Below are 11,828 nucleotides of genomic sequence, written 5' to 3'. Positions count from 1 at the left end.
GGTCGCCCTGGACCGGACCGGCCACCGTGGGGGACGACGATCTTGGCGATCTATCCGGTGATCATGTGCGGGGGATCAGGCACGCGCCTGTGGCCGGCCTCGCGCGCCAGTCACCCCAAGCAGTTTCTGCCCCTGATCGGTCAGCGCTCCATGTTTCAGGAGACTGTGCTGCGGGTGGCGGGGCTGGAGGGCGCGGCAGAAGTTGTGGTGGTGGCGGGCCTCGCCCACCGAGACCTGATCGAAGCCCAACTGTCCGAAATTGGCATTGCGGCCGCCGTGCTGCTGGAGCCGGAAGCGCGGGACTCCGCCCCGGCCATGGCCGCGGCCTGCGCCTGGATCGATGCCCGTGACAAGGACGGCGTCGCCGTAGTGGTGGCGGCCGATCACCATGTGCCTGATGCCGGCGCCTTCCGCGCCGCTGTAGAGACCGCCGTGGCCGGCGCTAGGCAGGGCCTGATCGTCACCCTTGGCGTGCGGCCTGACAGCCCGTCCAGCGCCTATGGCTATATCCGCAAAGGCGTCCCGGCGGGCCCGGTGTTCACCGTCGAGGCCTTTGTGGAAAAGCCCGATGCGCAGACCGCCCAGGGCTACATCGCCGACGGTTATCTGTGGAACAGCGGCAATTTCGTGGTCCGCGCCGCTGGCCTACTGGCCGAGCTCGACGCCTTTGTCCCCGCGATCAGCGCGGCAGCCCGCAAGGCCGTGGCCGGTGCCGGCGAGGCGCAGGGCGGCGCCCTGGTGCTGGGCGAGGCCTTTGCCGCTGCGCCCAAGATCTCCATCGACTATGCGGTCATGGAAAAGACCGCCCGCGCCGCTGTCCTGCCGGTGGACTTTGCCTGGTCAGACCTCGGTGCCTGGGATGCGGTGTGGAGTGCCAGCGACCAGGACGCGGCCGGCAACGCCCTGCGCGGGCAGGCCCTGGCGGTGGACGCCCGCAACTGTCTGGTCCGCGCGCCGGCCGGAACGCAAGTTACCCTGATCGGGGTGGAGAACCTGGCCGTGGTGGTGGACGCTGGCCAGATCCTGGTCTGCGACCTCGCCGCCAGCCAGCAGGTCAAGACCGCCGTCGACCAGCTGAAGGCCGAGGGACGCGAGCACCTGCCGACGCCAGCGCCCTTCGACACCATCGCGCAGGCCAGCGTCTGGTTCGACCGCTGGCTGCGCACCAGCGCCCTGCCGCTGTGGTGGAGCCTGGGCGCCGACCATGTGCGCGGCGGGTTCCATGAGGCCCTGACCCCGGACGGCAATCCCGTCGAGGCGCCCCGGCGCTCCCGGGTGCAGACGCGACAGACCTTTGTCTACGCCACCGCCGGCCAGATGGGCTGGCAGGGCCCCTGGCGACAGGCCGCCTGGCACGGCATGGACTATTTCCTGGCCCGCTACCGCCGTCCCGACGGCCTGTTCCGCGCGCTGGTGTCCAGCGCTGGCGAGCCCCTGGACGAGACCGCCGCCCTCTATGATCAGGCCTTTGCCCTGCTGGCCATGGCCACCCTGAATGCCGCAGACCCCGGTCACGTGGACCTTGCGGGCGAAGGCCGTCGCCTTCTGGCCGCCCTCGAGACCCTGCGCGGCCCGGCCGGCGGCTTCCGCGAGGCCGGCGCCCATCCCTTCCAGGCCAATGCCCACATGCATCTGCTGGAGGCCGCCATGGCCTGGGTCGAGGCCGGCGGCGGGCGTGAGTGGCGTGACCTGGCCGCCGAGATCGTCGAGCTGGCGCTCACCCGCTTCATCGACGCCGAAGGCGGTTACTTGCGGGAATTCTTCGACGCTGCCTGGGCGTCCGCGCCGGGGCAAGACGGCCGCCTGGTCGAGCCCGGCCACCAGTTCGAATGGGCCTGGCTGCTGGCCCGCTGGGGCCAGATGACCGGCGAGCCCCGCGCCCTGCCGGCCGCCCACCGGCTCTATGCCGCAGGCCAAAGGGGCATAGACCCCGCCCGTGGCGTGGCGATCAACGCGCTGAACGACGACCTCACCATCCGCGACCCCGACGCCCGTCTCTGGCCCCAGACCGAGTGGCTTAAGGCGGCCCTGATCCTGGGTGAGGACGCCCTGGCGCCGGCGAAGGCGCTGGCCCGCTACCTCGACACCCCCGCGCCCGGCGCCTGGCGCGATGTGTGGGGGCTGAGCGGAGGGTTCAAACCAGAGCCCGCCCCAGCGAGCTCGTTCTATCATGCGGTGGTGGCGTGTCGGGGGTTTGAGAGATGAACTCGTCGAAGCCGATCGTTGTCCCCGGCGCTGCCAGCCCGCCACCGTGATACAGGCCGGAAAACTCCAGCCTCAGTTGGACCAAACTTTGGGAGCGTAGCATCTCTCGCTGTGGATGGATGAGAAACGGGTGCCTGGTCCAAGGACGGACCCTCACTCAAGGCCCGAGATCAGGAGGGGGCAGATCAAAACTATGCATTTGAGAGCGCCATTGCTGAGGCCACCGACGCAGCTCTACCGCAAAAGAATACTCACCGACACTAACCCGCTGCATCGTGGGCAGCCCTAGCCGCAACCCTCAATCCCTTCAGGACGTTGGCCGCACACGCGTCCCAGGTCAGCCGCTCTGTCCAAATCGCCTTGCAGCGCTGAACATCTGCTGCAACGGCATCCACCCGAGCTTGCAGAAGGCGGAGCTTTGCTCCGATCTCGGAAGGGTGAGATATCTTTATTAGAGCATCCTGAGGGGCAAGGCTAGGTTCAAAATCTTCAAACAAATCATGCAGACTAATCACAGCACAGTTTCTGGATATATAGTCTGGCACTTTCAACTTAAAGCCTGCTTGAAATTGATCTGGAACGATGCCCACCCTCAAGGTTCCGTCATCTGGAATTTCTCCATTTATCACAACCAGACCCGAATCTACTAATTTGTTGAACCTCTTGAGGTCCCGGCGCTTTAAGCCCCAATCCGAAGACCCAGATAGATAAACCCTTGATGTATCAATACGCGATTCAGCGGTGCTATAGATAGACCCCAAACCAGGCTGTATTAAAATGCTACGATCCCTAACATCCGCAGGTAAAATCATCTGCTCTCTGTAAGACAGTACTCCAACGGCAACATTCCGTTTCTCGAATGCAGATCTCTCAATTCTATCCCAGCGAGACCTAAGGAAGCTATGTATTCCGAGATTGCCTCGAGCGTGACTCATTAAATTATGCAAAATGAAAAACATTGGTGCCGCAAAAGAGTTCACTATTCCGATAGGCAGAAGTGATTCATGAGAGATGACGATCCCATCCCATGCCTCGCCTTGAGCCGCTTCGCAAAATTTCCGTATGGCTTGAGGCGTCGCAAAGCGCGCTGCATCTGGAGGAAGTCTTTGGGTGATCATGGTAGGAACTGCAAAGGCCCTCCCGCCAGGATGCATATCCATTACGGACACACTGTGGCCTGCCCGTTCAAGGGCGCATCCAAGTTTTCTGTCAAATATGGCGTCGCCGCCAAGGTAACTTTCGGCATATGCCTTTTTGACATATAGAAGTTTCAATATTTATCCCCTGTGCGCCGCTCGATATGCCCTAACTTGCTCACTTGGGCGGGACATGGACGAAATCATAACGATCAAAATTGCCTGCCAGGGACTGTATTGCATCCCAAGAGACAGCAGTAATATCATAACAAGTAAACAACTAAAGGCGCTTGCTCGCATTTTAACTAGAGTAGTCGCAATGAAAATACCATATACGGCGACGCCAAATAGTCCCGTGTCGAGCATGACATTCACTGGAAGAACTGCGAGCCCAGTCAAGCCAAGGAGACGCTCGGTCATGTAAGAAAGTCCCTGGCCGAAAAATGGTGTTCTGGCTAGAACGTCCTGTAAGTAAGGTATCGGCCTCAAGAAGCGGCTAACGCCGGAGCCATAATCAAACGGCATCAGTATTTTGCGTGCCTGGTCGGCATCGATAAATGGGAATACAGCTAAAGAAGCTAGAATAACGCCAAAAACAGATACGACCTTTACAAGTGCGCGGACTTCGCGGCGATGAACTGGAATTGGAGCGTTTACGACAATCCAGCTCGTGACTAATGCGGCCATGAGGAGTCCGATTGACGAGCCGCACCAAGCTGCACAAAATAGCGAAATTGCTATCGCAAATGGCTTGAAACGGCCGGGCTTCCCCAACATCGCTACGCTCAAGCCAATTAAGCTGAGCGCCATCCAAGAGGGTTCTGAGTATAAACCTGACGGCCTTGTGTCAAAATTGGCTGTATAGTTTCTTGTTTCGAACCAATCGACGAGTCCAATCTCCTTCATCGAAAAAACCTGAAATTTCTCTAGAATGAAGGCGAGGCAGATTAATATAGCCAAAATTTCTAATGTAGGAGCTGGATATGCGCGCAGATGGGCGATCTTCTGAGGCAAGAAAATGAGAGCGGTTAAAAATAATCCCATCCCCAAAGCGGCCTTGGCAACCTCAATCGTAGGCAACCCATTGTTCAGGGACGCCGTAAAGGACACAGCAGTGGAGAGCCAGGCTAGGCCCAAGGCAGCCTGAAGGCGTGTGTCCGAGCGCCAAATCAAGGAAGCCAACGCTGCGCTCATGCCTCCGATCAAGGGAACGGGGACCCCCATAATAAACGTGCTTGGCATCATGCAGAGTATGAGGACAACAACGGCAACCGCAGTGTAGCCAGATCGCTCCGTCGACATGCGACCTGAGGCTAGGGTCCGGTCATTCACGATTGATGCTCCACGTTAGGTGGGCCATCGACAGAGATAGCAAGACGCCAGTTACGACAGCCAGCGTCAGGAAATCGGCACCAACGGAATTCAGTGATACGGTAGCGGTCGCCACTAGCAGGAGCAATCCGAGTGCATTGGCCATAACGAGCGTGAACCGCCGTTGAGCCAAGAGGAGGTTCTGGAAGAGCGCCCGTCCACCCCAAAGCGCAAAGAGGGGCAGGAGTGCAAAAGCCGCAGCATCCAAAGGTTGGCGGAGGAAGTGAAACCAGAGCGCTGATGCGCCTGCCGCACCGCCAAAGGTAACCGTTGCGGTCAGTGGATACACGTAGTTTATCCCTACAAACATACCTCGTACACTCGTGGATCCTGAGGCTAATGCTCTATATATCAGAGTATTAGCGACGCCAATTAGCATTTGCATGCGATCTCCAATGGCCCACAGCAAATGTATCTGCCCCTTATCTGTGCTCGTATGAGCGTTAAGGATGCTGAATATTACACCTCGATAAGCGACCGCTGTGATAACGCTAATCCCCCACGATTTTGAACCAAAGCGCAAAATCAGTGGGACACTAGGCTTCCTTAGCGGTGCCTTTACAGCGGTGATCACAATTTCAGGCGCAGCTAGAATGTAGCTGGCGCATTTGCCAGCAGAAAGCCCAATGTACGACCAGATTACCAGATCTGGCGACGCCCAGTCGGCGGCAGCGCTGCACGCAATGAGGGCGGCGAAGGCAATACTCCAGCCAATTTCAACGAGCGCGTACGTCTTCTCTCGATTTAGCCCGATGAAGTAGCTCGGCATGACCATCGCCGTCATGAATAGCACTGTCCCAACGGCTAACAGCAGTGCGGTCTCGAGTGGCTCGTTTTGGATCATTGCCCAGCCCACTGCTAGGGCAAGGCAAGCAGTGCCTAGCCATGGGAGCCAAGCAACAAACTGGAGCAGAGCCCAGATAGCCTGCCGTCGTCCTCGCGAAGCGTAAAATAGAACTGTGTTTGAAAAACCAAGGGAGCAGATTGTTGCAAAGAGATTTGTGTTATTCTGAAACACTACTAATGCAGACAAGGATTCATGGTTATCACTCCACGAAAGAACACCTATTGCAAACAAAAAGGAGGCACTGACTATTACAAGTCGTAATGCGAGAATGAGGGTTGACTTTATCATCCTAGCCAGCTGATCGTTTTATTCTTATCGCATCACGATAGTGTTCCTCTAATGATTTAATGCGGCCGGTCCAGCTCACGTGATTACCAATATGCTCTTGCTTTCGCCAATCAAAAGAATTCAAAGAGCTAAGTATAAAATGAGAAATGTTCACATGAGCGTGGTATTGTTCCTCCGGAACAGAAAACATACTCTCATCGCCGAATGTATTAATTCCCGGCATATTCGCTGAAGCTTGGTCAGAAAAAGAGGTTCGTGGTACCAATATTGGAGTACCCGAAGAAAGCGCTTCCCAATAGGAGAGTGTGAAGGTAGTAAATATTGCGAGATCGGCAGCGTTGTAGATTGCGTTCAAATCGATCTGTGTCGCTGGGCCAATTACAATGACGTTGGGATAATTTTTTAGAGCTGCTTGAACGTCGCTCGACATAGGCCCGCAGAAAATAGCCCGGTTGCCAGCGTCGGCGACTGCAACTGCAACATCCAGGGGCCTTTTCTCGTTAGAAAATCTCCCCGTAATAGCTACGACGCGCTCGTGGGGTGCAATGCCCAACTCAGAACGTCGCCGCATCCTCAAATCGTCGTCTTTGTAGAATATTGCCTCGTCAGCACCTAAGGGCGAAAGGCGATATCTATCCACTGGAATGCTGGGGGCTACCTCTTGAAGAAAGTTCGCATTGGTATGAACCGTGTGGCGAACTAATGTGACGCTAGTTGCACCAAGGCGGATTAGGGACCGGCGAATAAAATTATCAGCGCCATGAAGCAGATGACCGCGACGATTTCCTCGCTGTTCATGATCATATACTACTGGGATATTAAGTGCTTGGGCGAGCCTAGCGGCCAGCGCGGTCACGCCTTGCCTGAAATCTAATACGTGAACAACATCCACGCCTTCAAAATCGCTCCGATGCAAATTGAAGAAAACCAAATCCCCAACACGGATGTATGGCTTTCGCCGCGAGATCGTTAGGCCTTTGACGTTTGCGTAACGCTCCTCTTCACCATTGGGGACCGTTAGGGCGTGACGTGCACGCCCGTAGCGCCAGACATGGCTCTCCGTGCTTGTGAGGACGTGCACTTGGTGCCCGTTCGCGGCAAGCCGCAGTGCGAACTGATTCTCTCGAAAACTATTAAGCGTTGTCTCGAAGAAGCCGCAGACAAGAAGAATTCTCATCGATCCTGTCCGTTCAGCACTGCAGAAATCGCTTTTGCGGCGGCATCTTTGTGGGCTTGCGCGCCGTGTGCCGTGCGAACTCTATCGTAGACCTCTTTCCAGACAGGTTGATTTTCCAATGCCGTTGCGTGTGCAAAAGAGTCAATTAGCGAGTGAGCATCTATAAAGTCGCACAGTGCAAAGCGTGGGAGATACTCGTGGAAGACGTCGATATTTGAGCCTAATACAGGAATGTTAGCGCTGAGTGCTTCCAACATGACAAGAGGTACCCCCTCGAATCTCGATGGAATAATCACTGCGGCGCAGTCAGCGTAAATTTCGTGGCGAGGCAGAAACCCGAAAACGCGGCACCTATCATTTAGGTCAAGGCGAGCTATGAGTTTTCGAAGCCGATCTTCGTCCGGGCCAGTACCTATGAAGTCGATTTTGAGTCGAGGCGCGTGTGCTCTTGCTTCAGCCATTAGCCTAACGAGTAAATCCTGGCGCTTTTGCCAAAAATCTATGCGACCTATGCATCGAATTGTATTTGAAGTTGATGATTTTGAATTTGGGGTAGCGGCTAAATTCGGTACCTTATAGATTGGGACATCGACACCCCTGGCACGAAGCTGATGTTCTGCGGTTGAACCTGGCACGATGTATGTTTCCGGAAGCCGGTACCATCGTTTTCTGATTTTCTCTTCCAGGTTGCGATAAAAGCCTGGTCCCTTTAAATCCTCTATTGAGTGAGCAAACGGTATTAAACTGTGGAAGGGACGTCGTTGAGAGGCAAGTTCTGACATCACTGGCGTCGCGGCTTCTATGCGCCCTTGAGCAACTATAATCGTATGGTCTGGATGAGTAGCAAATACATTGCGCCATTTAGTGCGTTGATCAAAATAGAATTGACCAAACGCGACACCTAATCGTCGATAATTAACATTGACAAGAGTGGGTTTTACGCCAATCTGTTCTATAATAGCCTTGGCAAAATATTGATTGTTCCGTGATACGGCAAATTCACAATCCGCAAACGCTAGAGCCTGATTTGCCAGATCGAGGCAGACCTGTTCGTGGCCCCCGAAATCAACTGAGTCCGATACAAACAGAATGCGTCCTTTTTTTAAAAAAGATTTAGCATGATCGACAGTTTGAGCGGGGTTATTTGGCGCGTCTTGCGTCATTTGATTCATTTGGCCGCTGGCGATCCACATAGTGGCGTCGGTCTTTTTAGGGGTGCATTGCAGACGGGAATCTTTGGTCTTCGTAGACCCTGGCCACGCCGTCCCTAAATCTTGTCTGAGGCTCCCAGCCCATTGTCTTTAGCGTGTACTCACTCATCAACTTCCGCATCGTCCCATCCGGCTTGGTTGGATCCGTTTGGATCTCGCCTTCGAAGCCAACCACCTCACAGACCAACTGAGCCAACTCCAGGATGGTGATGTCCTCGCCTGAGCCCACATTGACGTGCTCATCGCCGGAATAGCGCTGCAGCAGGAAGACCAGGGCATCGGCGCAATCGTCGGCATGCAGGAATTCCCGGCGCGGGGCACCGGTGCCCCAGATGGTGATGTGGTCGGCGCCGGCCATCTTGGCCTCATGGGCCTTGCGGATCAGGGCCGGCAGCACGTGGCTGGTGTTCAGGTCGTAATTGTCGCCGGGGCCATAGAGGTTGGTGGGCATGGCGCTGATGAAATCGCGGCCGTGCTGGCGGCGATAGGCCTGGGCCAGCTTGATGCCGGCGATCTTGGCGATGGCGTACCACTCATTGGTCGGCTCAAGGGGGCCGGTGAGCAGGGCGCTCTCGACGATCGGCTGGGGCGCTTCCTTGGGGTAGATGCAGGATGAGCCCAGGAACAACAGCTTCTCCACATCGGTCCGGTGGGCGGCGTGGATAATGTTGGCCTCGATCATCAGGTTTTCATACAGGAAGTCTGCGGGATAGGTGTCGTTGGCCAGGATGCCGCCCACCTTGGCCGCGGCCAGGATCACGGCGTCGGGGCGTGTCTGGTCCATCCACGCCTCCACCTCGGCCTGCCGGCGCAGGTCCAGCTCGTCGCGGCCCACGGTCAGGACTTCACAGTCCTCGGTGGCCAGGCGCCGCACGACGGCAGAGCCCACCATGCCCCGATGGCCGGCGACCCATATGCGCTTGCCCTTGAGGGGGTAGATCACGTTCATGACTTGACCTTGCGAAACAGTACATCGGCCTGGATGGGGCCAAGTGCGGGGTCGAAATGGGTGTTGAAGGCACCGACCAGCTCGAACCCGGCGGCGGCCATCTGGTCCAGGATGTGGGTGAACAGGGCCTGGGTCTCGTACAGGCTGATATAGGAGCATTCCACATAGACAAAGGCGATGGCGGCTAGAGACTGCGGTGCGCCGGCCAGCACCAGATGCTCGGCCCCCTGCACATCGATTTTTAGCAGGATCGGGCCTGGGCAATCGGCCAGGTTTAGCGCCTCGTCCATCCGCGCCGTGGTGACCTCAATCTCATGGTCAGCCGAGACGCCAAAGACGGCGGTCTGGTTCTGGCCTAGCGCCAGCAGGGAGGAGGAGTCCGCCCGGCCGGCCACGTGGAACCTGGCCTGGCCTGCGCTATCGCTCAGCGCCAGGCGGTGGAGTTCGACGTTCTGGTCGCCGGCGAAATTGGCCTCAAACACCTCTGCGGCCTGGGCCAGGGGTTCAAAGGCAATGATCCTGGCCTCAGGCAGGACATGGCGCGCGGCCAGGGCGAACTGGCCCTTGTTGGCGCCCACATCGATCACCGTCTTGGCCTGGCAGTAGCTCAGGACCGGCGCGTGCTCCATCCCGGCGGCAGTGCGGGTTTTAACCAGAGCACGCCGGGGTCCGGCGGCTGCGACCACGCGCGCCAGCTTCAGGGCCCGTTGCGAAAGACGCTCCGCCGAATCTATGAGCGACATGGGGCAACCTCATTTGGCATTGCGACGCTGCTCCTTGGCCACGGTGCTTATGGCAGCTTCGCCCCCCATGAATGCCCGTCTCAGCATAAAATCAATCTGCCTGCTCTATTCTCAGAAATGTTGCATTGGCGATGCCATCGAAGTGCACCAAGTCGTATCCCAGGCCTTCCAGGGCGCGTACGTTACGTTTTACATCCTGATCGCGACGAAGGGAGGGAAATATGCACTCTTCAAACTCTACAAGAATTTGCCTTGGCAAGAAATTACTCTGTATCATCCAAGATAATATTAAAGAACCAATGCCTTCTACATCAAGTTTGACGATTTCTACATCGTTTGCAGGTACGGGCGATAGAGCTTCTAGAGTTTTTCCTGGAACAAGGACATAATCATTCGTATTTTGAATATTTGCCGCAGAGAATGAAACATGCTTAGGATTTCTGGGCGACCAAAATTTCAGATCTTCGTTTCTGATCCATACAGCGTAGGGAGCATAATGAATTTTTGAAAAATCTACGCCGATTAGATCATAGAAATCTGTAGGGGAACTGTTTATTGCTAACGGTTCATCTGAATTAATGCTCTCTAATAGAGATTGCCAATGATCAATTGCTCTTGGTGTCGGGTCAATAATTACACAATTGATATCAATTGACTGCTGAAGGGAAATGTCAAATGACACATCTTCCCCGGCTCCGCACAGCAAGGCATAGCGTTTATCTGCACCAGGCAAGGGTTCTGCTATCACCCACCCGCCATAACCCGTTCCTAGTTTAATGAGGGCCGATTGGGAGGGTTTTACTCTAGCCGACAACCATCTAGCTGTTGGAATGAAGACGCGCAAAGCGTGGTTCCTAATCCTTTCGGATATAGTCGATATTTTATTAAATATAAGTTGGTAACTCACCTCACTCGGCATTGCGACGTTGCTCCTTGGCGACGGTGATCAGGTCGGCGGCGACCATTTCGGCGCACAGTTGCTGCCACTTGGTCTCGTGGGTCCAGCCGAGCCTGGCCTTCGCCTTGGCCGGGTTGCCGATCAGCAAATCAACCTCCGTGGGGCGGAAATAGCGGGGGTCGATCTCCACATAGACCCGGCCGGTGGCCGCGCAGAGGCCGCGCTCGTTCACGCCTTCCCCCTCCCAACGCAGGGTGACGCCGGTCTGGGCAAAGGCCTCGGTGACGAAGTCGCGGACCACCGTGGTCTCGCCGGTGGCCAGGACATAGTCGTCGGGTTCGTCCTGCTGCAGCATCATCCACATGCCGCGGACATATTCCCGGGCGTGGCCCCAGTCGCGCTTGGCGTCGATATTGCCCAGATAGAGCTTGTCTTCGAAGCCCAGCTTGATGGCGGCCACCGCGCGGGTGATCTTGCGGGTGACGAAGGTTTCCCCGCGAAGGGGGCTCTCATGGTTGAACAGGATGCCGTTGGAGGCATGGATCCCATAGGCCTCGCGGTAGTTCACCACGATCCAGTAGCTGTAGAGCTTGGCCACCCCATAGGGGCTGCGGGGATAGAAGGGCGTGGTCTCGCTTTGCGGCACTTCCTGCACCAGGCCGTACAGCTCGGAGGTGGAGGCCTGATAGAAGCGGGTGGTCTTTTCGAGGCCTAAGATCCGGATGGCCTCGAGCAGGCGCAGGGTGCCGACGGCGTCGGCATTGGCGGTGTATTCCGGGGTCTCGAAACTGACCGCCACGTGGCTCTGGGCCGCAAGGTTATAGATCTCGTCGGGACGCACCTGCTGGACGATACGGATCAGGTTGGTGGAGTCGGTCAGGTCGCCATAGTGCAGAACCAGGCGGCGGTCCTCCTCATGGGGGTCCTGATAGAACTGCTCGATCCGGCCGGTGTTGAACGACGATGAGCGCCGCTTCAAGCCATGGACCACATAGCCCTTGGA

The 11,828-nt window shown here is 56.7% G+C and carries 10 protein-coding genes; 1 reads left to right on the top strand and 9 read right to left on the bottom strand.

Annotation, left to right across the window (positions count from 1 at the left end):
- The first annotated feature begins 42 nt into the window (after positions 1–42).
- Entirely contained in the window at positions 43–2,205 is a 2,163-nt protein-coding gene (locus MH112_RS00050; protein WP_296562460.1) for an AGE family epimerase/isomerase, read from the top strand.
- 260 nt (positions 2,206–2,465) lie between these two features.
- Here MH112_RS00050 and MH112_RS00045 read toward each other — a convergent pair whose 3' ends face one another.
- From MH112_RS00045 to gmd, 9 genes are all read right to left on the bottom strand, one after another.
- Positions 2,466–3,479, bottom strand: a complete 1,014-nt coding sequence (locus MH112_RS00045) for a hypothetical protein (protein ID WP_296562458.1) — start codon at positions 3,477–3,479, stop codon at positions 2,466–2,468.
- Between the two features lie 3 nt (positions 3,480–3,482).
- On the bottom strand, positions 3,483–4,535 hold the full coding sequence (locus MH112_RS00040) for a hypothetical protein (protein ID WP_296562457.1): 1,053 nt from the start codon (positions 4,533–4,535) through the stop codon (positions 3,483–3,485).
- 130 nt (positions 4,536–4,665) lie between these two features.
- Positions 4,666–5,496: a hypothetical protein gene (locus MH112_RS00035; RefSeq protein ID WP_296562456.1), complete on the bottom strand. Its 831-nt coding sequence runs from the start codon at positions 5,494–5,496 to the stop codon at positions 4,666–4,668.
- A gap of 352 nt (positions 5,497–5,848) precedes the next feature.
- Complete coding sequence (locus MH112_RS00030) at positions 5,849–7,024, bottom strand: hypothetical protein (RefSeq protein ID WP_296562455.1); 1,176 nt, start codon at positions 7,022–7,024, stop codon at positions 5,849–5,851.
- Complete coding sequence (locus MH112_RS00025) at positions 7,021–8,217, bottom strand: glycosyltransferase (RefSeq protein ID WP_296562453.1); 1,197 nt, start codon at positions 8,215–8,217, stop codon at positions 7,021–7,023. The genes MH112_RS00030 and MH112_RS00025 overlap by 4 nt, the downstream gene beginning before the upstream one ends.
- Positions 8,218–8,233: 16 nt before the next feature.
- Positions 8,234–9,184 carry a GDP-L-fucose synthase gene (locus MH112_RS00020; protein WP_296562451.1) on the bottom strand — a complete coding sequence of 317 codons (951 nt, stop codon included), beginning with the start codon at positions 9,182–9,184 and terminating at the stop codon, positions 8,234–8,236.
- Positions 9,181–9,927, bottom strand: a complete 747-nt coding sequence (locus MH112_RS00015; protein WP_296562449.1) for an FkbM family methyltransferase — start codon at positions 9,925–9,927, stop codon at positions 9,181–9,183. Before MH112_RS00015 ends, MH112_RS00020 begins: the two co-directional genes overlap by 4 nt.
- A 91-nt stretch (positions 9,928–10,018) precedes the next feature.
- Positions 10,019–10,771, bottom strand: a complete 753-nt coding sequence (locus tag MH112_RS00010; RefSeq protein ID WP_296562447.1) for a hypothetical protein — start codon at positions 10,769–10,771, stop codon at positions 10,019–10,021.
- 64 nt (positions 10,772–10,835) lie between these two features.
- On the bottom strand, positions 10,836–11,828 hold a 993-nt coding region (gmd, locus tag MH112_RS00005), incomplete at its 5' end, for a GDP-mannose 4,6-dehydratase (protein ID WP_296562446.1).

The sequence above is a fragment of the Phenylobacterium sp. genome, assembly GCF_022402485.1.
Classification (GTDB): domain Bacteria; phylum Pseudomonadota; class Alphaproteobacteria; order Caulobacterales; family Caulobacteraceae; genus Phenylobacterium.
The sequence above is the reverse complement of the archived record's forward strand: the minus strand, read 5'-3'. Positions and strand labels throughout refer to the sequence as shown.

Coding starts and splice junctions, on each gene's coding strand:
- MH112_RS00040 (WP_296562457.1), bottom strand. CDS start 4,535: ATGAGCGCAGCGTTGGCTTCCTTGATTTGGCGCTCGGACACACGCCTT.
- MH112_RS00035 (WP_296562456.1), bottom strand. CDS start 5,496: ATGACGGCGATGGTCATGCCGAGCTACTTCATCGGGCTAAATCGAGAG.
- MH112_RS00030 (WP_296562455.1), bottom strand. CDS start 7,024: ATGAGAATTCTTCTTGTCTGCGGCTTCTTCGAGACAACGCTTAATAGT.
- MH112_RS00025 (WP_296562453.1), bottom strand. CDS start 8,217: ATGTGGATCGCCAGCGGCCAAATGAATCAAATGACGCAAGACGCGCCA.
- MH112_RS00020 (WP_296562451.1), bottom strand. CDS start 9,184: ATGAACGTGATCTACCCCCTCAAGGGCAAGCGCATATGGGTCGCCGGC.
- MH112_RS00015 (WP_296562449.1), bottom strand. CDS start 9,927: ATGTCGCTCATAGATTCGGCGGAGCGTCTTTCGCAACGGGCCCTGAAG.